The following is a 24,551-nucleotide window of genomic DNA, read 5'->3' on the forward strand; positions in this document are numbered from 1 at the left end:
CCATGGCCGTGCCCGTCTACAAGCGCATCCTCGACCTGTTCGAGGCCGAGGGTGTGAACACCTTGTTCGGCATCCCCGACCCGAACTTCGTGCACATGTTCGCCGAAGCCGACGCGCGCGGGTGGTCGGTGGTCGCGCCTCATCACGAACTGAGCGCCGGCTTCATGGCCGAGGCGGCGTCGCGGATGACGGGTAAGCCCGGGCTGTGCATCGGCACGCTCGGACCCGGGATGGCCAACATGGCCGGAGCGATCCAGTGTGCGCTGGTGGAGAACTCGCCGGTGATCTTCCTCGGCGGCCAGCGGGCCCGCGTCACCGAGCGCCGAGTCCGGCGGGGACGCATCCAGTTCGTGCGGCAGGAACCCCTTGTCGCGCCGTCGGTCAAGTACAGCGCATCCATCGAGTACGCCAACCAGACGGACGAGATCATCCACGAGGCGATCCGCCGCGCCATGTCCGGCACACCGGGACCGGCCTACATCGAGTACCCGTCGCACGTCATCCTCGAAGAACTCGAGGTACCGGATCCGCTGCCGCCCAACCGATATCGGCTTGTCAACCAGACAGCAGGCCAGCGCGAGGTGCTCGAAGCGGCCGAGCTGATCCGGGCGGCCGAAAGCCCGATCCTGTTGGTCGGACACGCGGTCCACACCTCGCGCACCGGTGCGGCGGTCCGGGAGCTGGCCGACCTCATGGCTTGCCCCGTGATCCAGACCTCGGGCGGCACGTCGTTCATCGACGGTCTCGAGGACCGCACCTTCGCCTACGGTTTTTCGCCGGCCGCCGTCGAGGCGGTGGTGAAGTCCGACCTGTGTGTCGCGCTCGGCACGGAGCTCGGCGAACCGAGCCACTACGGCCGGACCCGCCACTGGGCCGAGAACGACGCAAAGCGTAAATGGGTTCTGGTCGAACAGGATCCGGTGGCCGTCGGCGTAAACCGTCCCATCGACATCCCCCTGGTCGGCGACCTTCGCGGTGTGGTGCCTCAGCTGGTGGACGCGCTCCGCGACAGACCGCGGAAGCCGTCTGCCGATCTTGACCGCTGGATCGAACAGGACGCGGCGGAGCTGGCGCAGCTCGCGGAGAACGCGCCGACAGGCCGGACGCCGATACATCCGGCGCGGTTCGTCGTCGAGGCCACCAAAGCCTTCCCGAAGGACGGCATCCTGGTCCGCGACGGCGGCGCGACCGTCATCTTCCAGTGGACCTACTCGCAGGCCAAACCGCGCGACGTCATCTGGAACCAGAACTTCGGGCATCTCGGCACCGGCCTGCCCTACGCGGTCGGGGCGTCGATCGCCGAAGGCGGCAACCGGCCGGTGATGCTGCTGACCAGCGATTCGGCGTTCCTGTTCCACATCGCCGAGTTGGAAACCGCCGCGCGGCAGAACCTTCCGTTGGTGTGCGTGGTGGGCGTCGACCACCAGTGGGGCCTCGAGGTGGGGGTCTACAAGCGCACCTTCCCCCAGCCGTCACCCCAGCCCGGCGTGCACTGGAGCAAAAACGTCCGCCTCGACAAGGTCGCCGAGGGCTTCGGCTGCCACGGCGAGTACGTCGAGAAGGAGGACGAGATCGGCCCGGCGATCGAGCGGGCTTACGCTAGCGGCAAGACCGCCGTCGTCCATGTCTGCATCGACCCCAAGGCCAACTCCGAGGAGATGCCCAAGTACGACGAATTCCGCACCTGGTACGCCGAGGGCACCCAATAGAAAGGGATCGATCTGATGCGCGAATACCTCAAGTTCTACATCGACGGGCGCTGGGTAGACCCCGTGCGGCCCAACACCTTCGACGTGGAGAATCCGGCGACCGAACAGGTCTCCGGGAAGATCTCGCTCGGCTCGGCCGCCGACGTCGACGTGGCGGTCACCGCCGCCCGCCGCGCGTTCACCACATGGTCGCAGAGCACCCGTGAGCAGCGCCTCGATCTGCTGGAGGCCATCCTGGCCGAATACGGCAAGCGCACGGGCGATCTCGCGGACGCGGTCACCGAGGAAATGGGCGCGCCGCCCTCACTGGCCGCGGGTCCGCAGGTGCAACTCGGGCTCGGTCACCTGGTGACGGCGATCGACGTGCTGAAGAACTTCGCCTTCGAAGAACAGCACGGCGCAACGCTGATCGCCAGGGAGCCGATCGGCGTCTGCGGGCTGATCACGCCGTGGAACTGGCCACTCAACCAGATCGCGGTCAAGGTGTACCCGGCGTTGGCGACCGGCTGCACGATGATCCTGAAACCGTCCGAGGTGGCGCCCTTCTCCGCCTACATCTTCACCGAGATCCTCGACGCCGCGGGCGTGCCCGCCGGGGTGTACAACCTCGTGAACGGTGACGGCCCCGGGGTGGGCGTGGCCCTGGCGAGCCACCCCGACATCGACATGGTGTCGTTCACCGGCTCCACGCGCGCCGGCGTCGAGGTGGCCAGGAATGCCGCCACCACGGTGAAGCGGGTGACCCAGGAGCTGGGCGGCAAGAGCCCCAACATCGTCCTCGATGACGCGGGCTTTGCCGACAGCGTCCGCGCCGGCGTGGTCAACATGATGCCGAACACCGGACAGAGCTGTAACGCCCCGTCGCGCATGCTGGTCCCGAATTCGCGGATGGCCGAGGCCATCGGCATCGCTCGTCAGGTCGCCCAGCAGGTGAAGGTGGGCAGCCCGGCAGACAAGACCGCGATCGGACCGGTGGCCTCGAAGGCGCAATTCGAGAAGGTCCAAGGCCTGATCCAGACGGGCATCGACGAGGGCGCGACGGTCGTCGCCGGCGGCCCGGGTCGGCCGGCGGGTCTGGACAGGGGTTACTACGTCAAGCCGACCGTCTTCGCCAACGTCACCAATGACATGACGATCGCGCGTGAGGAGATCTTCGGTCCGGTGCTGTGCATCCTCGGCTACGACGACATCGATCAGGCCGTGGAGATCGCCAACGACACCGATTACGGCCTGGCCGGTTATGTCTCGGGAGCCGACCTGGACAAGGCCCGCGAGGTGGCCCGCAAGATCCGCGCGGGCTGGGTCACGATCAACCATGCCTTCGACATGAATTCGGCGTTCGGCGGCTACAAGCACAGCGGCAACGGTCGGGAGTGGAGCGAGTTCGGCTTCCACGAGTATCTAGAGGTCAAGAGCACCTTGGGCTACGCGCCCTGACGGGCCGAGGCGCCATCAGGGAGGTCGCTATGAGGTGTCGTGCCGCCGTGATCCGCGGGGTCGGCAGGGACTGGGAGATCCACGAGATCGAACTCGACCCGCCCCGGACCGGTGAAGTGCTGGTGCGGATGGCAGTTGCCGGGGTGTGCCACTCCGACGACCACTTGTTCACCGGCGACGTGGTGCCGTCACCCGAGGCCGTGGCCGCCAGCGGTCAGCCCGCGCCGGACTGGTTCCCGCTGCTCGGCGGGCACGAGGGTGCGGGGGTTGTCGCCGAGACCGGACCGGGAGTCACGACGGTGCGGCCGGGGGACCGCGTGGCGCTCTCGTTCATTCCCGCGTGCGGCAATTGCCGGTTCTGCGTGAACGGTCAAAGCTACATCTGCGACATCGGCGCAAGCCTGTTCGTGCGGGAGATGCCCACCGACGGGACCTGCCGGCGGCATCTCGGCGACGAAAACCTCTTGGCCTACGGCCAACTCGGCACGTTCGCCGAATATGCCGTGCTGTCCGAGAGGTCCGTCATCAAGATCGACGACGCGATCCCGTTCCACGCCGCCTCACTCGTGTCGTGCGGTGTGAGCACCGGCTGGGGCTCCGCGACGATATCGGCGGCCACCGAACCCGGGGACACCGTCGTCGTCATCGGCGCCGGTGGGGTCGGGATGAACGCGTTGCAGGGGGCGCGGGCGGTCGGCGCGAAATATGTGGTCGCGGTGGATCCGGTTGATTCCAAGCGGGATTCGGCCAAGTTCTTCGGTGCCACGCACACCACCGCCTCCGCCGGGACGGCGATCCCCCTGGTCAAGGAGATCACGAACGGGTTGATGGCGGACCGCGTGGTCGTCTGTCCCGGTGTTGTGCGTGTGGACGTGCTTCCGTTGGCGATGGCGCTGCTGCGCAAGGGCGGGATATGCGTGCTCACCGGCATCACCCCGTTCACCGAGCCGCCGGTGCCGTTGGTCCTGCAGGAGATGACGCTGTCGGCCAAGCAACTCCGGGGAGCGCTCTACGGCGGGATGAATCCGCGCACGAGCGTGCCGATGCTGTTGTCGCTGTATCAGGCCGGCGCGTTGAAACTCGATGAGCTGGTCACCCGGCACTACCGGCTCGACGAGATCAACGAGGCGTTCGCCGACCTGCGGGAGGGCCGAAACATTCGCGGGATCATCGAGTTCGCCGGCCCGTAAAACGCCGCCTGGTCAAGCGGATTCGAAGTGGCGCCGGATGCCCGCCAGCATTTCGGTGTGCGCCTTGACGGCCTCGCGCGTGGTGATCGGGGCCAACGGCCGGGGCGCGGCGATCCGTATCCGCTCGGTGATCAGAGTGCCGCCGTCGCTCGGGGCGAAGCTCACCGTTCCGCGCAGCCGCACCCCCGGTGACTGGTCGGCCTCGGTGGTCACGTCGCCGTCCGCGCGGACGTGCAGCCGGGCGCGGTAGGTGATCCGCATACTGAAGGGCCCCAACGGGATCCGGTCCACCACGCGGTAGCTCTGCAGGTAACCGTCCGGCGTTTCGGTCCGCGAGGTGGCCTGCACGGACACGATCAGCGGGTGCACGACCTTGATGTTGTTCAGGTCCACGTAGAAATCGCGGACATCGCCCGGCGGCGCCGGCACCTGTTCGGACAGCGTTCGTTCGGCGCGCGCGACCCACCAGCTCACCGGGACAGCTCCGCGGCGAGAACCCCGGTGCGCCACCAGATCAGCGCGGCGAACACCACCAGGACGACGACCGTCACGGCGGCCTGGATCAGGTTCCGCCGCTCCGGCGGCGGATAGACGTAGGCCGCGGCCACCAGGCCGCCGGTCACCAGCCCGCCCACGTGCGCCTGCCAGCTGATCCGTTGCGAGCTGATCAGCGGGACCACCAGCGTGAAAACCAGGTTGATCACGATGACCGCCGCCACCCAGCGGACATCCAGGGACAGCCGCTTACCCACCACGAACGTGGCGCCGAAGAGACCGAAAATCGCGCCCGACGCTCCGGCCGTCGCCGTGCCGAGCGACGACAGCAGGTACACCAGCACGGAGCCGCCCAGCCCGCTCAGCGCGTAGAGCGCACCGAACCTCATTCGGCCCAGCCACATTTCGAGCGGCGGGCCCACGACGTACAGCGCCCACATGTTGAGCAGCAGATGGGTCGCCCCGTAATGCAGGAACATCGACGTCAGCAGCCGATACAGCTCGCCGTCGGCGACCGCCGGTGGCCACAGCGCCAGCTGCTTTTCCAGCCCCCCCGACGCCAGCTGCACCACGAAGGCCACCACATTGATCGCGATCAGCGCGTAGGTGACCACCGGCGTGTCCGATCGTTGCGGCGCGCCGAAGCGGGTCCGAGGCTGCCGGATCGTGCGGGCGCCCGCCTGCACGCACTCCACACACTGGTGACCGACCGCGGCGGCGCGCATGCAGTCCGCGCAGATGTAGCGTTCGCAGCGGTTGCAGCGGAGGTAGGTGCGACGACCGGGATGCCGGTAGCAAATCGGGGCATCGGCCGGTGACTCCGGGGCGCTGGGTGCGCTCATCGCATCATTCTCGCCCGTGTCGCCGCGTTGCTCGACATTTTCTGGGCCGCCCCCGTGCCTTACTGTGTTTTCCGTGGAGTCACCGAGGTGACCGGCGCCGGCGTTGTCGAGCGCTACCTGGACTGCCTGGCCGGACACGACTGGGACGGCCTGGCCGCGACGATCGCCGACGAGGGCCTGGTCCGTGAGGGCCCGTTCTGCGACGTCGTCGAGGGCAAGCAGCGCTACGTCGCCTTTCTGCGCAAGGTATGCACCGACCTGAAGGGCCACCGGCTGGAGGTGCGGCGGGTTTCGCACGTGGACTCCCGGGTGTCGTACGCCGAATTGACGGAGGCGTTCGAGATCGACGGGGTCACCGCGACGTGGCCCGAATGCATCCTCTTCGAGCAGGGCGACGACGGGCTGATCCGTCACGTCAGCGTGTTCTTCAAACAGCCCGGCGCCGGCGCGGGTCAGTAGGCCGAGCGTCGACTTGTTGTCGTGATTTCGGCTCTATTCGTCAAACAACTCGACGTTCGACCTGCGAAGTGTTCCTTCCCTGATCCACCGAATTGACCTAACGTGTCATGGATGGAGGCAGACGGAACACCGGAGTCGGTGCCGGTCGAGAAATTGCACTCGGGCGACCCGATCACCGATTGTGGTCAGCGATACATAGTCCTCGAATCGAAAACCGTTGGCGACGGCTGCGTGGTTCTCGAGCTCGAATCCAGGGTGGACCACCAGCTGCAGGTCATCGAGAAGTCCTTCCCGACCGGCTACCAGGTCGGTAGGGCGAACCACCGGATTTTATAGCCGAATTCCCGACGCCAGAAATGCGCGAGTAGCCGGTCGACGGCTACCGCGCATTTGTGTTTTAAGGGCGTGTCACACGAGGTAGTAGTAGCGCTGGCGATCCCCGTTGCCCGACACGGCGCCGGCGGGCAGCGACTCACCCGGTTCGTGGATGCCTAGTTCGGCGTGCGCGTAGCGGACGGCCTTCAGGGTCGCCGAGAATTCCTCGTCCTCTTCGGGGAAGACGTGCTCGCTGGAGAACCACCTGTCGAGTCCGACGTTCTTCAGCACGGTCCACATGTCGGGCTGCACGCCGGCCAGCAGAACCGTGACGCCTTGCGCGGTTTCCTCGCGCAGGAAGTGCTCGATCCGCTCGACCACGACGGCATCGGGGTGGCGCACCCGCTTGAGCCGCAGCACCACGAAGCTGATGCCGTCCTGTTTGACCCTGTCCCGCAGCGCATCCAGGTAGCGGTCGAGTTCCGGTGCGGCACCGAAGAACAGCTCGCCTTCGAGGTCGTAGATGATCGTCGAGGGATCCACCGGATCACCGGGGACGCGCTCGCGGACCACCCGTTCGGGCGTGACGATCAGCTCCTTGGCCTTCAGCTTCGCCGCGCGCGGAACGAACAGCAGGATCGACAACGCGACGCCCAGCAGCACGGCGGTGTCCAAGTCGATCAACACCCCCGTCAGCGCCGTGACGATCACCAGTCCCGCGTCGTAGCGCGACGCCTTCAGCATGTAGAACAGCCGCTTGTAGTCGATGAGGCGCGCGGCGGTGATCAGCAGCAGGCCGGCCAGCGCGGCCCGCGGCATGTAGTGCAGGAGCGGTGCGCAGAGCAGCACCACCACGGCGACGCCGGCCGAAGCCACCACCCCGGAGAACCGCGACGCCGCACCGGCCTGGAAGTTGATCGGCGAGCGCGACATCGAGCCCGATCCCGGCACGGACTGAAAGAAGCCGCCGGTCAGGTTCGCCAGGCCCTCGGCGAGGATCTGCCGGTTGTAATCGATCCGCTGGCCGCTCTGGTGGGCGATGGCCTTGGCGATCGACAGCGCCTCGATCAGTCCGATGAAGGCGATGGCGAAGGCGCCTTCCGACAGCTGGCCCACTAAGCCGAGTTGCACATCCGGGATGTGCGGTGTGGGCAGGCTCTGCGGGATTTTCGCGGTCAGGGCCACCGCGGTGTTACCGCCGCGATCGGTGGTGGACCATCCCGCCGCATACGCGATGACTGCCGCGGTGACGAGCACCGCCAGCAGGTCGAGCTGCGGGAGCCCGTACCGCTTGACCAGCCAGCGCAGGATGACCGCCAGCGCGACGGTGACGACGGTGAGGACCAGCGCGCGGTAGTTGACGGCGTCGCCGTGCAGCAGGGTGAGGTAGGTGCGCTTCAGCACCGGCATCCGCCCGGTCCCCTTGTCCTTCACACCGAGCGCGTTACCCAGCTGGCCGAGCGCGATCAGCAGCGCCGCGGCCACCAGGAAGCCGATGATCACCGACTCCGAGATGTACCGGGTCAGGTCGCCGAGCTTGAACACCGCGATGAGGATCTGGAACGCGCCGACGAGCACCCCGAGCAGAAACAACGCGTCGAAAAGGACGGTGCGGTTCTCGGGATCCAGAAAGGCCAGGGAACTGAAGACGAGGAGCGATATGGCGCTCGTCGGGCCGTTGATGAGATGTGAGGAGGATCCGAAGACCGCGGCGACGAAGGTCACCACGATCGCGGAGTACACACCGAATTTGGGATCGACGCCGGCGACGAGTGCGTAGGTGATGCTCTGCGGCAGCGAAACGGCCGCGACGGTGAGCCCGGCGACGACGTCGCGGCGCGCCTTCGTCGTGTCGTAGTTCAGATTCTTCAGGCTTGCCGGAATGCTCATGGCCGCTTGGCCTTTCGTCGCGGATGCGCGGACGCGGCCCTGGCTTGCCCTGGCGATGAGACCGTGTCGTAGATGCCGTTGTCGCCGAAGAACTTTTGTCGCGCGTCGTTCCAGTCGCTGGCGATCGCGTTGATCGGGAACAGGTTGATGTCCGGCAACTTGTCGGCGTGCCTGTCGAGGATTTCCCGTTTCACCGGCCGGTAGCCCAGTTGGGCGATGATTTCCTGCGCCGCGTCGCTGTAGAGGTATTCCAGATAGGCCTTCGCGTATGACGCGGTCCTCTTGTCGGTGACATTCGCGTCGACCCAGGCGACGGCCGGTTCGGCGCGGATGCTGATCGGCGGGTAGACGATCTCGAGTTCGTCCTTGTTCTCGGCGACCTCGCGCAGGGCTTCGTTCTCCCAGGTGAGGTGCACGTCGCCGATCCGCTCGACCGCGAAGCTGATGGCGGCGCCGCGCGCCCCGGAGTCGGCGACGACGACATGGCGGACGAGCGCCCGGACAAAGTCGGACGCCTGGGCGTCGGTACCGCCGCGGGTCGTCACCGAACCCCAGGCCGCGAGGATGCTCAACTTGCCGTTGCCCGAGGAGCGCGGGTTGGGCGACACGATGGCAACACCATCCTTGACCAGATCCGGCCAGTCGCGAATTGCCTTCGGATTGCCCCGATGGACGACGAAGACGATGGTCGATGTGTAGGGGATCGAATTGTTCGGCAGGCGTTTCTGCCAGTCGGGGGCGATCAGCCCGCGCTTGCGCAGTCCGTCGACGTCACTCACCAGCGCGAGCGATACAACGTTGGCCTTCTGCTTGCCCTCGATGACCTCGCCGGCCTGGCGTCCCGAACCACCGTGGGACTGCTTGATTTCCAGCGTCACGCCGGTCTGCCGACGAAACTGCTCTACGAAGGCCTTGTCGACCGCCGCATAAAGCTCCCGGGTGGGGTCGTAGGAAACGTTGAGGATCTGGTTTGGCGACGCTTGGCCGTGCAGGTTCTTCAGCGTGATCAGGCCCGCTGCCAAGACGATGGCGAGGACGCCGACGATATTGAGCCAGGGAACGCGAAATCGAAGCTTGCGGCGGTCCGCCGACACCTGCGGGGGCTCTGTCATCGCCGCCTCCATATCCATCACCGGGCTCGTCGAAGTTGCCAATCACCGCCGGTTCGCTGGAGGCAGACTGTCGACGTCGGATGTTAGCCACCGGGCCGCGGCAAGACAGCGGTGTGAATCAGCCTGATCGCAACGGCCTGCGCAACCGTTGTGCACCAACCGGTTCCCGCCGACGACGTCTGGCCGAGCCCGCCGGACGGCTCACGCCCACCAGGCGAAATACGGCCTCCTGCAGGATGGTTCAGCCGGAGACCCATCCGCGCGGCGGCGACGATGCCGGGACGGATCCAACCGCCGCCAACGGGTAAACCGCCGTGCCGACAACCGGCGCGACGCCGATCCCCGTGCGTCACGCTCACCGCGCTGCGCGACGCGTGACGGCTCTTCCAGGTTTGGTCCGGCGCCAACCCGGTAACCTTTCTGCGAGGAAGCGATTGCACCCCTGGTTACCGAGCGAATCGCGACGCGCCGCGCTCGTCGGTGTCATCGGTGTGCCGTCCGCGCAGCCCAGCTGTGGACAGGCCCCTGACACGCCAGGATCATTAGGCGCGGCAGATGTAGGTGAAGGGTGACGGAATGAGGATTCCGGGCGTGGCCGGCGTCGTCGCCGGCGTGACCGGCGGGGCCGCGCAGGTGGTCCGGGCCGGCGTCTCGACGGCGGCCGGCGCCGCCGGGGCGGTGCAGATGCTCGCCAGCCCGGTGGTGGAACTGGCCGGCCCGGTGGTTCAGTCGATGGCGCAGACGACCGGCCGGGCGGTCGGCATTGGCTCCCCGTCGGACGGCTCGCCGAACGGCGTCGCGCCGCCGGTGCGCTGGCAGAGCGGGCTGCGGGTCCATTTCGATCTCGATCCCTTATTGCCCTTCCCCCGCTGGCACGAGCACGCGGCGGTGGTGGAGGAACCGGTGCGCAGGATTCCCGGGGTGGCCGCCGCCCACGTCGAGGGCGCGCTCGGCCGGTTAGTGGTCGAACTCGAGAGCGACGCCGACGGCGACGCCGTCCTCGACGAGGTGCGGGAAGCGGTTTGTCAGGTGGCCGCCGACCTGAACCTGACCGGCCCGAAGTCCGCGCCCCGGACGGCGCCGTTCGCCGACCCGGGCAACCCGTTGGCGATCCTGGTCCCGATGACGGCGGCGGCGATGGACGTGGCGGCGATCGGCGCGGCGGTCACCGGCTGGCTGGGCCGGCTGCCCGTCGCGCCGCGCAGCGCCCGCGCGGCGGCCGCGCTGCTCAATCATCAGCCGCGGGTGGTGGCCGTGCTGGAGTCCCGGCTCGGTCGCGTCGGCACCGACATCGCGCTGAGCGCCTCGACGGCGGTGGCCAACGGGCTCACCCATGCCGTCGGGACACCGCTGATCGACCTGGCGCAGCGCAGCCTGCAGATCTCGGAGGCATCGGCGCATCGGCAGCGCTGGCGAGAGCGCGAGCCCGAGCTCGCATCCCCGAAGCGGCCGCAGGCCCCGGTGGTTCCCGTCATCTCCTCGGCGGGTCCGAAATCGCAGGCGCCCCGGCACAATTGGGCCGCCGCGGCCGCGGGTGAGGTGTCCCACGTCGTCGTCGGCGGGGCCATCGACGCGGCGATCGACACGGCAAAGGGGTCGATGGCCGGACCTGTCGAGGAGTATGTCGACCAGTCGGCCAACGCTTCGTTGATCGCCGCGGCCGGCGCGCTGCTGGCCGGCGGGGGCACCGAGGACGCGGCCGGCGCGCTGCTGGCCGGCGTGCCGCGGGCCGCCCACGCGGGCCGGCAGGCGTTCGCCGCCGTGCTGGGCCGCGGGCTGGCCAACGCCGGGCAGCTGGTCCTCGATCCGGGCGCGCTGCGCCGGATGGATCGGGTGAAGGTGGTGGTCATCGACGGGGCGGCGCTGCGGGGCGACAACCGCGCGGTGCTGCGCGCGCAGGGAGACATCCCCGGCTGGGACGAGGATCGCGTCTACGAGGTCGCCGACGCGCTGCTGCACGGCGAGGAGGCACCCGAGCCGGACCCCGACGAGTTGCCGGCCACCGGGGCGCGCCTGCACTGGATCCGGGCGCAGGACCCGGCGGCGCCCGCGCAGGGACTCGAGCACGCCGACCTCATCGTCGACGGCGAACGCGTCGGCAGCGTCGACGTGGGGTGGGAGGTCGACCCCTTCGCGATCCCGCTGCTGCAGACCGCCGCCCGTACCGGGGCACGGGTGGTGCTGCGCCACGTCGCCGGCACCGAGGACCTGACCGCCAGCGTCGCGGTGAGCCACCCGCCGGGAACCCCGTTGCTGCAGGTGGTTCGCGACCTCCGCACGGATCGCGGGCCGGTGTTGCTGATCACCGCCCTGCACCGGGATTTCGCGTCGACGGACACGTTGGCGGCGCTCGCCATCGCCGACGTCGCGGTGGCGCTCGACGATCCGCAGGCGGCGACGCCCTGGACCGCGGACATCATCACCGGCACCGATCTGGCCGCGGCGGTGCGGATCCTTTCGGCGCTGCCGGTGGCGCGGCAGGCCACGGAATCCGCGGTGCGCCTTGCCAAGGGCGGCAGCACCCTGGCGGGCCTGCTGCTGGTCACCGGCGAACCCGGCTCGGCGAACCCGGTTGCCTTGCAGCGCTGGCTCAATCCGGTCAACGCCGCTGCCGCGGCGGCGTTGATCCAGGGAACCTTCTCGGCCAGCAGGGTCTTGCGGCTGGCGGACCCCACGCCCCAGCCGCTGACCGCCTGGCATGCGCTGGACCCCGAGATCGTCTACTCCCGCCTGACCAGCCGCACGCGGCCGCTGGCCGTCGAGCCCGGCACCGCGCCCTGGCGGCAGATGCTGGACGACCTGTCCTACAACCCGGTCATCGCACCGCTGCGGGGTCCGGCGACCCGGGTGGGGCGGCTGCTGTCGGCGACGCGGGCCGAGCTCGCCGACCCGCTGACGCCGATCCTCGCGGTGGGGGCGGCGGCGTCGGCGATCGTCGGCAGCAATGTCGACGCGCTGCTGGTGGCCGGCGTGATGACCGCCAACGCGATCGCCGGCGGCGTGCAGCGCCTGCGCGCCGAGGCCGCGGTCGCCGAGCTGTTCGCCGAGCAGGAGAAGCACGCGCGGCGCGTCGTGCTGCCCACGGTGGCGACCGCGCACCGGCGGCTCGAGGCGGCGCGCACCACCGAGCGAACGGTCACGGTGAGCGCGAAATCGCTGCGCCCGGGCGACATCATCGACCTCGCCGCCCCGGAGGTGGTGCCGGCGGACGCGCGCCTGCTGGTGGCCGAGGACCTGGAGGTCGACGAGTCCTTCCTCACCGGGGAATCGCTGCCGGTGGACAAGCAGGTCGAGCCCGTCGCAGCCGCCGACTCCGACCGGGCCAGCATGCTGTTCGAGGGCAGCACCATCGTCGCCGGGCGGGCCCGGGCGATCGTCGTCGCCACCGGCGCCGGCACCGCCGCGCAACGCGCGCTGACGGCGATCGCCGACGTCGAGTCCGCCGCCGGCGTGCAGGCCCGGTTGCGGGAGCTGACCAGCAAGGTGCTTCCCCTGACGCTGGCCGGCGGCGCCACAGTGACCGGGCTGGCGCTGGCACACCGCGGGTCGCTGCGGCAAGCGGTCGCCGACGGTGTCGCCATCGCCGTCGCCGCCGTCCCCGAGGGCCTGCCGCTGGTGGCCACCCTGGCCCAGCTCGCCGCCGCCCAGCGGTTGTCGCGACGCGGGGCGCTGGTCCGCACGCCGCGCGCGATCGAGGCGCTGGGGCGCGTCCAGACGGTGTGTTTCGACAAGACCGGCACGCTCACCGAGAACCATCTGCGCGTCGTGTGCAGCGTGCCGCACGAGACGAGTCCGGACGGCCCGTTCCCCGATCCGGCCGATCCCGGGGCCGCCGAGGTGTTGCGGGCCGCCGCCCGCAGCAGCACCCAGCCCCATAACGGCGGAGGACACGCGCACGCCACCGACGAGGCCATCCTCGGCGCAGCCAATGCCCTTGAGGGCCAATGGGTTTCGGGGTGGAACGTGCTCGCGGAGGTCCCGTTCGAGTCCAGCCGCGGCTACTCCGCCGCGATCGGCGCCGACGAGGCGGCGGGCACGATGCTGATGGTGAAAGGCGCCCCCGAGGAGATTTTGCCGCGCTGCCGGTTCACCGATCAGGACGCCGCGCTGGAGCATGCGGACGCGTTGGTGATGCGCCTCGCCGAGCAAGGCCTGCGCGTGCTGGCCGTCGCGCAGCGACGCTGGGACGGCGGCACCAGCGAGGACGACACCGACACCGACAACGTCGACGCCGCGGCGCACGACCTGGAGCTGATCGGCTACGTCGGATTGGCGGACACCGCTCGGGCGTCGGCGCGGCCACTGATCGAGACGCTGGTGGAGGCGGGTCGCAGGGTGGTGCTGATCACCGGCGACCACCCGGTCACGGCCCGCGCGATCGCGCGCCAGCTCGGCCTGCCGTCCGACGCGCGTGAGGTCACCGGCGCCGAGCTCACCGCCCTCGACGAGGACGCCCGGGCCAAACTCGCCGCCGACGTCCAGGTTTTCGCGCGCGTCAGCCCGGAACAGAAGGTGCAGATCGTCGCGGCGCTGCAGCACAGCGGGCAGGCTGTCGCGATGGTCGGCGACGGGGCCAACGATGCCGCCGCCATTCGGATGGCCGACGTCGGCATCGGGGTCAGCGGTCGCGGTTCGTCGGCCGCGCGCGGCGCCGCCGATATCGTCTTGACCGACAACGATCTCGGCGTGCTGGTCGACGCGTTGGTCGAGGGCCGCGGCATGTGGGGCGGGGTGCGGGATGCGGTCAGCATTCTGGTCGGCGGCAACGTGGGTGAGGTGCTGTTCACCATCATCGGCACGGCCCTGGGCACCGGCCGCGCGCCGGTGGGCACGCGCCAGCTGCTGTTGGTGAACCTGCTCACCGACATGTTTCCCGCGCTGGCGGTCGCCGTCACCCCGCAGTACCCCCAGCCCGACGAGTACGAGGAGGCCGCGGACCGCGACGCCGACGAGGTGCAGCGCGCCTTCCAGCTTGCGGCGCTCTCCGAACCCTCGCCGTCGCTCGACGCGCCGCTCATGCGCCAGATCGTCACGCGCGGCGCCGTCACCGCCGCCGGCGCGACGGCGGCCTGGGCCATCGGGCGTTGGACGCCGGGCACCGAACGCCGCACCTCGACAATGGGTCTCACCGCGCTGGTGACCACGCAGCTCGCGCAGACGCTGCTGACGCGCCGCCACAGCCCGCTGGTCATCGCCACGGCGCTGGGCAGCGCCGGCGTCCTGGTCGCCATCGTCCAGACCCCCGGTGTCAGCCAGTTCTTCGGCTGCACACCGCTGGGGCCCGTCGCCTGGTCCGGCGTGATCGGCGCGACGGCCGGCACCACCGCGGTGTCGGTGCTGGCGCCCAATTGGCTGGCCAGGAGGGTCGCAGCTCTGGAACCCAAGCGACTCGAGCCCGGGGACGGCTCAGGTCGATAGCTCCTTGCGCACGACCTTGCCCGCCGGATTGCGCGGAATGCTGCCCACGATGTTGATGTCTCGCGGCTGCTCGAACCGGGAAACCCTGTCCTTCAAGTAATCCCGCAATGCCGGCGGATCGACGCCGCTCCCGGGCTGCGGGACCACGAAGGCGGCCAGCCGATGGCCGAACTGCTCGTCGGGAACGCCGATGACCGCGCTGTCCGCGACGCCGGGGTGCTCGGCGAGCGCGTTCTCCACCGCGCGCGGATAGACGTTCTCTCCCCCGGAGATGATCATGTCGTCCTCACGGCCGACGATGAACAGCCGTCCCGCGTTGTCGAGGTAGCCCATGTCCCCGGTGCTGGTCATGTTCTCGACGACGGCCTTGGCCTCCCCGGAGCCCTCCGTGTAGCCCTCGCTCGCCAGCTCGCCGCCGACGAAGATGCGTCCGGTGACCCGCGGGCCGACGGGCCGGTTCTTCTTGTCGAAGATCCGCACCGGGCAGCCGGCGACCGGTTTCCCGACCGTCTCCGGGGCCTCCCGCAGGTCGGCCGGTGTGGCCAGCGCGCCGATGCCGACTTCGGTTGAGCCGTAACCGTTGTAGAGGACGTCGCCGTAGGCATCCATGAACCGCTGCCCCAGGCTCGGATCCAGCCGATCCCCGCTGGACAACACCACGCGCAGGTAGGGCAACGGGTTTCGTGCCCGCACCCGCTGCGGCAGGTCCAGGATGCGCGCCAGCACGACCGGCACCGCGGTGAACGCGTCGGCGCGGTGCAGCGACGCCTGCGCCAGCGCGGCTTCGGCGTCGAAGTGGCGATGCGTGAGCACGGTGCCGCCCAGGGCCACCGTCAGCATCAGCATGCCGAGGCCCAGCCCGTGAAACATGGGCATCGCCACCGAGATCCGCGAACCGGCGCGCAGGCCGGTGCGGTCGAGGATCGTCACCCAGACGCCCACCGCCGAACGCAGCTGCGGGGTCCGGGGCACGCCCTTGGGTTTGCCGGTGGTGCCCGACGTCAGCAGCACGATGCGGCCGGGCGCGGTCACTCCGGGGCGGGGGGCTCGCGGCCGGCGGTCGCGCGCGTCGACCGTCGCCGGATCGACGACGGTGACCGGCGCCTGGGCTTCAGCGGCGGCGCGCACCCGCTCCGTGAACTCGTCGTCGGCGACGACCGTGGTGATCCGGTGCGCGCTCAAGGCGACGGCCAGCGCATCGGTGCGGAAGTCCGTGTTGACGAGGACGACGTCGGCGCCGACCAGGGCCGCTGCGAAGAACGCCTTGACGAATCCCCGGCCGTTGCGGCACATGACCCCGACCGCGCGACCGGGTCCCGCCCCGGCGGCGGACAGCTCGCGGGCCAGCGCCTCGGCCTCTGACCGCAGGTCCCGGTAGGTGAGGGCGCCGTCGTCGTCGACGACCGCCGCCCGGTTGGGCCACCGGGCCGCGGTGACGCCCAACAGGGTGTAGGGATTCGTGCCGCCGCGGCGCGCCTCGTGCAGCACCCGCACCACCGCGGCCGGCGAGGGCGGGCCGAGCAGCCCGGACCGCAGCAGCGCCCGCGCCGCGGTGGCGACCACACCGTCCCGGGACACCAGCGGGCTCATCGCCGGGCCTCGCGCGCACCGGAATTGGCGAAGAACCAGCGGTGCCACAACCGGGCCGCGCGCTCGGCCGGCCCGGCCAGCAGCACCGACGCCAGTTCGGCCGGCCACACCCACGGCGGTTCGTTGGTGCGGGGCCGCTCGATGACCGCCTTGGCGATCGCGTCGGCGGCCTCGTCCGCGGACATGCCGGGAAGCCGGCCCAGGATCGGTGTGGGCGCGATCATCCGGGTGCGCACCAGCGCGAAGTAGACCGTCGTGACGTCCACGCCGTCCATGTGCAATTCCGGTGCCACGCTGCGCAGCCAGCGGTCGAAGGCACCCTTGGACGCCTGGTAGGCGCCCCACTGCGGCCCGGGAACGACCCGGACCCCGACGCTCGACACGTTCACGATGTGCCCGCAGCCGCGCTCGCGCATGGCCGGCAGCAGCCCGAGCAGCAGCCAGATCGGTCCCAGGTAATTGATGTCGATGGTGCGCTGGAAGTCGTGCGGGCGGTCGTACTGGTCGTGCAGCGAACGGCGCAACGACTTGCCGGCGTTGCTCACCACGATGTCGATCGCGCCGTGGTTCTCGGTGACCTCCTTGGTCAACGCGCCGACGGCGGCCTCGTCGGTGAGGTCGGTCGGGTAGGCGACCGCCCGGCCGCCGCCCGCGTTGATCGCCGCCGCAAGGTCCTCCAGCCGTTCCGCCGACCGGGCGACGACCAGCACCGTCGCTCCCGCCGCGGCCAGCCGGCGGGCCGTGGCCTCGCCGATGCCGTAGGACGCGCCGGTCACCAACACCGTCCTGCCCGAAACGATGTCGCGCAGCTTGTCGGGGTCGTCGACCCGCGCCGGGTTGGCCACTCGGTCGGTGGCCGCCGCCAGGGCTCGCTGGAAGGGCTGTGCTATCACGTTCAGGTTCACGTTCGCCGCCGCATTCGCTCCGAACTGCGCGCGAGGGTGCGGCTCTGGCTTAACCGTAGGCCTCGACTCGGGTTACAGCTAGCAGACCACACCGGGGTCTGTCGCCGCCGTCCGGCCCGGCGTTCAGGCTGTTCGGCCGCGCGCGGGCCGGCCGGAGCGTGGCCGACGGGACGTTTTACGATTCCGAAACATTTGCCAGAGAATTCTCTGTTTAGGCAACGGTTTACAAGGGCACAATTGCGGCATGATCGCACGTCACCTCGCTCGTTTCCTTGGTCCCGCGGTAGTCGCGGCGTCGGGGCTCAGCGCCTCGGTCCTCGCGCCTGCCCTCCCCTTCGCCTCCGCCCAATGCCCGGACGTGCAAGTGGTTTACGCCCGCGGCACCGGTGAGCCCCCGGGGGTCGGCCCGACCGGGCAGGCGTTCGTCGACGACCTGCGCTCGCGCATCGGCGGCAAGTCGCTCGACGTCTACCCGGTCAACTACCCCGCCAGCAACGACTGGGACACCGGCCTCGACGGCATCCGCGACGCCGGCGCCCACGTCGTGTCCATGGCCCACGACTGCCCCAACACCAAGATGGTGCTCAGCGGCTACTCCCAGGGCGCGGCCGTGATGGGCTTCGTCACCTCCGCCGCCGTGCCCGACGGCGTCGACCCCAACACCGTGCCCAAGCCCATGGACCCCTCGGTCGCCGACCACGTGTCCTCGGTCGTGCTCTTCGGCATGCCCAACGTCCGCGCGATGAACTTCCTCAACGAGCCCCCGGTCGCCATCGGCCCGCTGTATCAGCCCAAGACGATCAAGGTCTGCGCCCCCGAGGATCCGGTGTGCTCAGACGGCATGAACTTCGCCGCGCACGACACCTACGCCTCCGACGGCCAGATGATCGACAAGGGCGCGGCCTTCGCGGCCAGCCACCTCGGCGGGAGCGGCGCCACGACGGTCGGGGCGCCCGGCGGGGGCTTCGGCAGCTGACCGGGTCGCGCCGCGCTAGTCGCTGATGAAGCCCTTGTTGCACATCAGGTGATCCGCGAGGAAGCCGCTGTGCGGGATCTCGGGCGCCGCGTAAAAGGTCGGGTGCCGGCCGCGGTACACGTTGGTGATCGTCGGTTCGGCGAGCAGGTCGTCGACCAGCAGGTCGTCGCCGGTGATCGCGGTGACGACCAGTGATCGCCGCAGCGGCTCCGTACCGGCGGCGCGCGTCCACGGCGACACCCACACGCACGGGAACGGCAACTCGACGTTGAGCTTGTCGACATCGGCCTCGGCCAGCAGGTGCACGGCCGGGCGCAGCGCGGCGTAGCTGGTCGGGCCATCCCCGAACGGCGCGACCACCTGGTCGGCGCCGAGCAGCGCCGTCGTCCCGGCGGCCTTGGCCGCCAGGTATTGCGCCAGCGCCCGCGCCTGCCCGAGGGGCTGGGTGGGCAGTACCGCGCACTCGTCGTCGGTGGGCAGCGGGGGGATCGTCGCCAGCCGCTCGGCGATCGCGTGTGCCAGCGGGGCCGGGTCGCCCTCGTAGAGCACCGCGGTGGTGTTGACGCACGCCATCCCGCCCAGGTTGGCGATCGAGTCTACGACGAGGTCGATGTGGTCACGCCAGTCCTGGTCCGCCGTGATCAGGATCTTGGTGCGCCCGGGCCCGTTCACCACCACCCCGGGGTCACCGGCGTACTTGTCCACCACGTCTTGCCCGCCATAGACCATGGCGAAATCGGCGCACCGGATGATCTCGTCCGCGCCGCCATGGTCGGTGGGCAGATACACCGCGTCTTCGGGGCGAAATCCCGCCTGCCGCAGGGCATTCACCAGCCGGTGTGCGGTCAGCGGCTCGCGGCGCGACGGCCGCACCGCCACGCGGTATCCCAGCGCGAGCGCCTGAGGCCACAGGCCGTGCACGCCCGGGCCGTTTCCGGCCGCGTGCACGGCGAACACCTCCCCGCGCCGCGCCCACACCGCGCCGCCGCCGCGGGCGGGCTCCTCCCTCCAGTCGAGCGCGGCGCCCGCGGGTCGGGCCGGTCGCACGGCGTCGAAGGCGGTGGCGACGGCGCGGGCCACGCCGCGCGCCCCGGCCCGCGTCACGGCGATCGGGAGCCCGGATATGCCGCTGGCCAGGCGCACGTAGTCGTCGAAGCCGAGGCCGCCGATGGTCGCGGTGGCGAAGACGTCGGCCGCATCGCCCAGCGCCGCCTCGCGCCGCGCGATCGGCAGCGGCCGGGTTTTGCGCTGCGCTCCGATGGTGCGCGAAACATACAGCGGCGGAACAATGCTGAGCTCGGCGACCGCGACGCCGGTGGTGCTCGTGATGACCTCGCGGTTGCGGGTGCGGTAATCGCCACCAGCGCCGAGCGCGTCGATGCACACCAACTCGGTTGCGGCGCCGGCTCCTTCGCCCACCACGCTCAGTACACGCCCTCGATGACGGCCTCGCCGTCGAAGGTGGTCACGGGCCGCACCTCGCTGACCGAATCACTGAGTTGCCCCGCCGGGCCGGGCAGCCGGATCGCCAGATCGCGCTCCAAATTGTTGGGTATGAACATGCCCTTGCTGATGTGGTTCATCACCACCTGGCCCCGCTGCCCGTAGGGCACTCGTTCCCCGGTGTCGGGATCGACCACCCAGAACACGACATACGGCGTCCGCGGATCGAACACGAACGAGTCGCCGTCCGTTCGGGTGACCGCCTGCGAGAGCACCATGGTGCTGCCGAAGGCCATCGTGATCGTCGTGTTCGGGAAGATCTCGCGAAGCACGTCGAGCGTGTCGGCGTCCACGTGCGCACCGCTGAGCAACAGGTAGCGGATCTTGTCGTTCACCAGCCCCGCCACCCGGTCGTCGCGGGCGATGGCCTCGATCAGCGGCGGGGTCGTGTGCAGGTTGGCGACGTTCTGCGTCCGCAGGACGAACACCGCTTGCTCGATGACATGGTCGACGTAGGCGGCCACCTCGGCGGCCGCGTTGCGGGCGGCGACCTTCTTCACCCAGCGCGGGTCGAGGTCGACCGCATGGAAGACCGCGCCCAGCCGCTCGGAGACCAGGCGGGAGAAGTAGCCGACGCCGTGCGGGCCGCCGGGCATCAGGCACAGGAAGCCCCGCCCCCGGACAAAGCCGCCCGTGGCGAAATCCTCGGTCTGCCACTGCACGACCTGCGCGATCCAGTCCGGCATCTGCACCGTCCGCTTCGGCGCCCCGGTGGTACCGCCGGACTCGAAAATCTGGGGCGTCGGCGGTGACGATCCGTAACCGCGCGGAACGAGATCCTCCACGGGCACGGCGCGCAACTCGTTGACCAGATTGGGGAACAGGCGCAGGTCCGCAAAGCCTTTGACATCGGTCAGCGGGTCGAAGTCCAGCGTCCGGGCGGTCCGCAGCCAGAACGCGGAACCGGTGTCCTCGCCGAAGTGCCAGGCCATCGCGGCGGCCAGATAGGCTTCGGGGTCTTCGACCGGGACGGACCGGGGAACGTCCAGCAGCGAAAAATCGCCCATGCCACCGATCCTGTCACAGGACCGGTCCGGTAACCGCGCGCGCCGGAACGCCGGGCACACGGGCGGTGAACGTTGCCCCACGGCGCGGGGAACGCTTGGTGGCCAACCGGTTTCAGCCGTCGCGCGCCTGGCGGACGGCTTCGGTGATCGCCTCGTTGAAGGCGGGGTACATCTCCTCGTAGCGGCCGTCGCGTTCGGCATACCGGAACGGCTTGACCCGCTCCACCAGGATCTCCCCGGCCTCCGGCTGCGCCTGCAGGAGGGCCATCGTCTCGGTGATGTACTCGTCCAGCGGCATCGCCCGCGGGTCGCTGGCGTCGAATCCCCGCCCACGCTGCAGCCCCGTCTGCACGTGCGGCGGAACGATCTCGATCACCTGCACCGCGGCGCCGCGGAGCTGAAAACGCAGCGACTCGGTGTAGGAATGCAGCGCCGCCTTGGTCGCGCAATACGTCGGCGTGACGGCGCTGGGCATGAAGGCCAGGCCAGACGTGACGTTGAGGATCGCCGCCCGCGGCTTCTTCAGCAGCGACGGCAGCAGCGCCGCCGTGAGCCGGATCGGGCCCAGCAGATTGATCGCGACCGTCAGCTCCGCCACGCTGGGGCCGGTCGTGGTGAGGTCCTCGAAGCGCTGGACGCCGGCGTTGTTGACGAGGACGTTGAGGTCCGGGTAGTGGTCGGTCGCCTCGGTGGCGAAGCGGCGGATGTCGGCGGGGTCGCCCTGATCCAGCGACAGCACCTGGATGCCGGGGTTGGCCTTCGCGACGTCGGCCAGCGGCTCACGCCGCCGGCCCGCGATGACGACCGTGTTGCCGAGCCGATGGAACGCCTCCGCCAGGCCGCGGCCGATCCCGCTGCCGCCTCCGGTCACCAGCACCGTGTTGCCCGTCATCTGCATGGCCGCTCCCCTCGTCGGATCCAGTCCTGTGTAACCGCCGATCAGTCGTACCAACCCCCCACTTTCGTCCCTTCGGCGACCGCTGGGTAGAGCCGGGGCCATACCGCGCGTCGCCGGTCGTCGATGCGCAGCAGGGGATACGGACTGTTCATTTCCCACAGGCGCGGGTGCGGCGCACAGTCGAAGGCGACAGCGACGATGACGGCGGTAACGACAGTGAGGACGGCCGATGCGCTACATCGCTTTGGAGGAAGCGTTTTTCATTCCGGAGTTGGCCGACCTGCTGCCCGCCCATCGGCAGCTGATGCGGCTGTTGAGGCCCGACGTCGCCGAGCGGTATGAACGCCGGCTGCCCGATTTCACCGAATACCGGCTGGCGGAGATGGACGACGCGGGCGTCGACATCCAGGTTCTCTCGCTGACCTCGCCCGGCCTGCAGGTGGAGCTCGACGCCGAGCGGGCGGTCAACAATGCGCGGCTCGCCAACGACCACCTGGTGAAGATCATCGCCCGGCATCCCGATCGGTTCCGCGGGTTCGCCGCCTTGCCGCTGCAGGATCCCGCCGCCGCCGCGAAGGAACTCGAGCGCGCCGTCACCGAGGGCGGACTTTGCGGAGGGCTGGTCAACGACTGCATCAGCGGGCCGGGCGGGCGCTATCTGGACGCGCCCGCATACGACGAACTGTGGTCTGCGGTGGAATCCCTGGGCGTCCCGTTGTACCTGCATCCCGGGTCGCCGCCCGCTGATCGCTGGCGCGTCCTCGACGGCCGCCCGGAACTTTACGGGGCGACCTGGAGTTGGGCGGCCGAGGTCAGCGGGCACGCGCTGCGGCTGTTGTTCGGCGGCGTGTTCGACCGTCATCCGGGAGCGACGCTGATCTTGGGGCACATGGGCGAGTTCTTGCCGTTTCAGCGCAGCCGGCTGGATTCCCGCTACGCCACCATCGCTCCCGCCGCGCCGCTGCGGCGCGCGCCCTCGGCGTACCTGGGCACCAACATCGTCTTCACCAACAGCGGGGTGTTCTCGCCTGCGGTCATGCTGGGGGCGGTGCTCGAGTGCGGCGCCGACGCGGTGATGTTCTCGGTCGACTATCCCTACGAGTCCTCCCGCGAGGCGGTCGACGGATTCGAGCGGACGACGCTGTCGGCCACCGACCGGGAGAAAATCGCCCACGGCAACGCCGAACGGCTGCTGCGCATCGGCTGAGCCGGGTGGTTGTGCAGCCCGCGCGGGTCGACGCCCGCCCGCCGCCACGCCTCGGCCGCCCAGGGCAGGTAGACGAACGCCAGCGGCAGCCGGTTGATGAGAGGGTTCAGCGCGCGCACCGCGGCGGCGAACCGCTGAAACCGCTTCTCCTTCTTCGCATTCCACTCCAGTCCGCACACGTCGCGCATCTGCTGGGGCAGGGTTCCGACGAGAACGAGTCGGGTGTAGGCGTTGAGCGGTGCGGACAGTATCTTCCAGACCGGCCTGGGAATCCACCGCGGGCCCGGTATCCCTTTTCGGATGTAGCCGGTGCCGTACAGGACGGTTTTGTGCGGGACGAACCGCTCGAGCATCTCGTCCCAGTAGGTGAGGAACTCGTCATAGGTCTGCGGCTGCCCGCGGTCGCTGACACCGTAGAGCCCGAACCAGACCTTGCCCTCGTTGAAGATCTGCTCCTTCTCCGCGCGCGACAGCCGGCGGATGAAGGTGTCGGCGGTGTAGAGGACCTGGTCGACGAACGTGGCGTGCGCCCAATAGAACAACTCCGGATTGAGCGCGTGATACCGGGAGCCGTCGCTGATGGTGCCCTTGATCGGCTTGTGGAAATCCCGGACCTTGCGACCCCACTCGTGCGGGTCGTCGGAGTAGACGGTCTTCATCAGCGGCGGTGCGGTCCGCTTGGCCCGCCCCAACGTGTCGCTGAAGATCACCGAGTGATCGAGCACGCCCTGGGCCAGTTGCTCGATGCAGTTCTCCACGCCGGCCGTGCGCTGGAACCCGAAGAACTGGGTGCGATGGTCGCCGTAGAACTTCCAGATCAACGACTCGGGCCCCAGCCGCGCACCGTCCGTTCCGTCGCCGGGTATCGGCACCGCTTCCCGGACGCCGGTGTCGAAATCGTGGCGCGCCGGCCGCGCTGTCATATCTCCCCCAACCCGCTTGTGGTGCAAAGAAACAAAATCGTATCTTTGTGTCATGTTAGCAGTGGTGCGCCGAGATCGCCGAGGGGGGTCCGCCATTCATGCAGAATCGCAACCTTGACGGCGATCTGGACGACAAGATCCTGGACACCGCGCGGGCGGTGTTCGAGACCTACGGTGTGCGTCGCGCCAACATCGAAGACGTGGCCGTCCGCGCGGGCGTCAGCCGCAGCACGATCTATCGGCGGTTTCCCAGCAAGGACGCCCTGTTCGAGCGCGTGGTGCGCCGCGAGGCCGAACTGTTCTTCAGAACGCTCGACCAGGCCACCGCGGGCCGCGACCCGCAACAGGCCGTGATCGAGGCGTTCGCCCTCGGGGTGCGCCTGGTCCACGACTCGCCGCTGTACTCCCGCATCGCCGAGAGCGAGCCGGAGCTGCTGGGCCTGTTCTCCCGGTCGCAGGCGTTCCCCATTCGCCAATTCGCCGACGGGATCGCGCATACCCTGCGCCGCTGCGGGGCCGACGCCGCGGACGCCGACCTGGCCAACATCGCCGACATCCTGTTGCGCGTCGCCCTGGGGATCATCGTGTTTCCCACCGACCGGCTCGACATTTCGAACGAGGCGGCCGTGCGTGCCTACGCGGCGCGCTACCTGGTCCCGATCATCGGTCGCTAGC

Annotated in this window: 18 protein-coding genes and 1 pseudogene; 9 read left to right on the top strand and 10 right to left on the bottom strand. The window is 69.6% G+C overall.

Going from position 1 to position 24,551, the window contains the following annotated elements; all coding sequences use genetic code 11:
- The first annotated feature begins 2 nt into the window (after nucleotides 1–2).
- From A5696_RS26300 to A5696_RS26310, 3 genes are read left to right on the top strand one after another with little or no spacing between them, the layout of a single operon-like run.
- Nucleotides 3–1,709 carry a thiamine pyrophosphate-binding protein gene (locus A5696_RS26300; RefSeq protein WP_067884114.1) on the top strand — a complete coding sequence of 569 codons (1,707 nt, stop codon included), beginning with the start codon at nucleotides 3–5 and terminating at the stop codon, nucleotides 1,707–1,709.
- 15 nt (nucleotides 1,710–1,724) lie between these two features.
- Entirely contained in the window at nucleotides 1,725–3,146 is a 1,422-nt protein-coding gene (locus A5696_RS26305; RefSeq protein ID WP_067884117.1) for an aldehyde dehydrogenase family protein, read from the top strand.
- 47 nt (nucleotides 3,147–3,193) lie between these two features.
- Nucleotides 3,194–4,336, top strand: coding sequence for an NDMA-dependent alcohol dehydrogenase (locus A5696_RS26310; protein WP_067884120.1), 1,143 nt, complete (start codon nucleotides 3,194–3,196; stop codon nucleotides 4,334–4,336).
- 12 nt (nucleotides 4,337–4,348) lie between these two features.
- On the opposite strand, the gene A5696_RS26315 is transcribed toward A5696_RS26310, so the two are convergent.
- A complete protein-coding gene (locus tag A5696_RS26315) occupies nucleotides 4,349–4,810 on the bottom strand; it encodes an SRPBCC family protein (protein ID WP_067884123.1) in 462 nt (153 codons plus the stop codon).
- A complete protein-coding gene (locus tag A5696_RS26320) occupies nucleotides 4,807–5,673 on the bottom strand; it encodes a rhomboid family intramembrane serine protease (RefSeq protein ID WP_067884126.1) in 867 nt (288 codons plus the stop codon). Before A5696_RS26320 ends, A5696_RS26315 begins: the two co-directional genes overlap by 4 nt.
- A gap of 87 nt (nucleotides 5,674–5,760) precedes the next feature.
- Between A5696_RS26320 and A5696_RS26325 the strand changes: the two genes are divergently transcribed.
- On the top strand, nucleotides 5,761–6,132 hold the full coding sequence (locus tag A5696_RS26325; RefSeq protein WP_067884263.1) for a nuclear transport factor 2 family protein: 372 nt from the start codon (nucleotides 5,761–5,763) through the stop codon (nucleotides 6,130–6,132).
- Nucleotides 6,133–6,243: 111 nt separating this feature from the next.
- Complete coding sequence (locus tag A5696_RS26330; RefSeq protein ID WP_067884129.1) at nucleotides 6,244–6,468, top strand: hypothetical protein; 225 nt, start codon at nucleotides 6,244–6,246, stop codon at nucleotides 6,466–6,468.
- 72 nt (nucleotides 6,469–6,540) lie between these two features.
- On the opposite strand, the gene A5696_RS26335 is transcribed toward A5696_RS26330, so the two are convergent.
- Nucleotides 6,541–8,337 carry a SulP family inorganic anion transporter gene (locus A5696_RS26335; protein ID WP_067884131.1) on the bottom strand — a complete coding sequence of 599 codons (1,797 nt, stop codon included), beginning with the start codon at nucleotides 8,335–8,337 and terminating at the stop codon, nucleotides 6,541–6,543.
- Nucleotides 8,334–9,461: a sulfate ABC transporter substrate-binding protein gene (locus tag A5696_RS26340; RefSeq protein ID WP_197517087.1), complete on the bottom strand. Its 1,128-nt coding sequence runs from the start codon at nucleotides 9,459–9,461 to the stop codon at nucleotides 8,334–8,336. The genes A5696_RS26335 and A5696_RS26340 overlap by 4 nt, the downstream gene beginning before the upstream one ends.
- A gap of 564 nt (nucleotides 9,462–10,025) precedes the next feature.
- Between A5696_RS26340 and A5696_RS26345 the strand changes: the two genes are divergently transcribed.
- Complete coding sequence (locus A5696_RS26345) at nucleotides 10,026–14,867, top strand: cation-translocating P-type ATPase (protein ID WP_067884134.1); 4,842 nt, start codon at nucleotides 10,026–10,028, stop codon at nucleotides 14,865–14,867.
- On the opposite strand, the gene A5696_RS26350 is transcribed toward A5696_RS26345, so the two are convergent.
- Nucleotides 14,856–16,457 carry an AMP-binding protein gene (locus A5696_RS26350; protein WP_369803396.1) on the bottom strand — a complete coding sequence of 534 codons (1,602 nt, stop codon included), beginning with the start codon at nucleotides 16,455–16,457 and terminating at the stop codon, nucleotides 14,856–14,858. The two genes, A5696_RS26345 and A5696_RS26350, sit on opposite strands and share 12 nt — an antisense overlap.
- Nucleotides 16,454–17,356, bottom strand: a complete 903-nt coding sequence (locus A5696_RS26355) for an SDR family NAD(P)-dependent oxidoreductase (protein ID WP_067884272.1) — start codon at nucleotides 17,354–17,356, stop codon at nucleotides 16,454–16,456. Before A5696_RS26355 ends, A5696_RS26350 begins: the two co-directional genes overlap by 4 nt.
- Nucleotides 17,357–17,606: 250 nt before the next feature.
- Between A5696_RS26355 and A5696_RS26360 the strand changes: the two genes are divergently transcribed.
- The gene (locus A5696_RS26360; RefSeq protein WP_067884136.1) at nucleotides 17,607–18,338 is read left to right on the top strand and encodes a cutinase family protein; all 732 of its coding nucleotides are present in this window, start codon (nucleotides 17,607–17,609) and stop codon (nucleotides 18,336–18,338) included.
- A 15-nt stretch (nucleotides 18,339–18,353) separates the two neighbouring features.
- Here the strand turns inward: A5696_RS26360 and A5696_RS26365 are convergent, their stop codons facing one another.
- From A5696_RS26365 to A5696_RS26375, 3 genes are all read right to left on the bottom strand, one after another.
- Nucleotides 18,354–19,727, bottom strand: a complete 1,374-nt coding sequence (locus A5696_RS26365) for an aldehyde dehydrogenase family protein (protein WP_067884275.1) — start codon at nucleotides 19,725–19,727, stop codon at nucleotides 18,354–18,356.
- Nucleotides 19,728–19,762: 35 nt separating this feature from the next.
- Nucleotides 19,763–20,848 (bottom strand): AMP-binding protein, encoded by a 1,086-nt coding sequence (locus A5696_RS26370; RefSeq protein ID WP_067884138.1) that lies wholly within the window; start codon nucleotides 20,846–20,848, stop codon nucleotides 19,763–19,765.
- Between the two features lie 112 nt (nucleotides 20,849–20,960).
- On the bottom strand, nucleotides 20,961–21,746 hold the full coding sequence (locus A5696_RS26375) for an SDR family oxidoreductase (RefSeq protein ID WP_067884147.1): 786 nt from the start codon (nucleotides 21,744–21,746) through the stop codon (nucleotides 20,961–20,963).
- A gap of 229 nt (nucleotides 21,747–21,975) precedes the next feature.
- Between A5696_RS26375 and A5696_RS26380 the strand changes: the two genes are divergently transcribed.
- Nucleotides 21,976–22,953 carry an amidohydrolase family protein gene (locus tag A5696_RS26380; RefSeq protein WP_067884164.1) on the top strand — a complete coding sequence of 326 codons (978 nt, stop codon included), beginning with the start codon at nucleotides 21,976–21,978 and terminating at the stop codon, nucleotides 22,951–22,953.
- Here A5696_RS26380 and A5696_RS26385 read toward each other — a convergent pair.
- A pseudogene (locus A5696_RS26385) lies at nucleotides 22,953–23,876 on the bottom strand (oxygenase MpaB family protein); the annotation flags it as partial. The gene A5696_RS26380 and the pseudogene A5696_RS26385 overlap by 1 nt on opposite strands.
- Before the next feature lie 98 nt (nucleotides 23,877–23,974).
- Between A5696_RS26385 and A5696_RS26390 the strand changes: the two are divergent.
- Nucleotides 23,975–24,550: a TetR/AcrR family transcriptional regulator gene (locus A5696_RS26390; protein WP_067884168.1), complete on the top strand. Its 576-nt coding sequence runs from the start codon at nucleotides 23,975–23,977 to the stop codon at nucleotides 24,548–24,550.
- Nucleotide 24,551: the final 1 nt, after the last annotated feature.

It is taken from the genome of Mycobacterium sp. E2699, assembly GCF_001666745.1.
Classification (GTDB): domain Bacteria; phylum Actinomycetota; class Actinomycetes; order Mycobacteriales; family Mycobacteriaceae; genus Mycobacterium.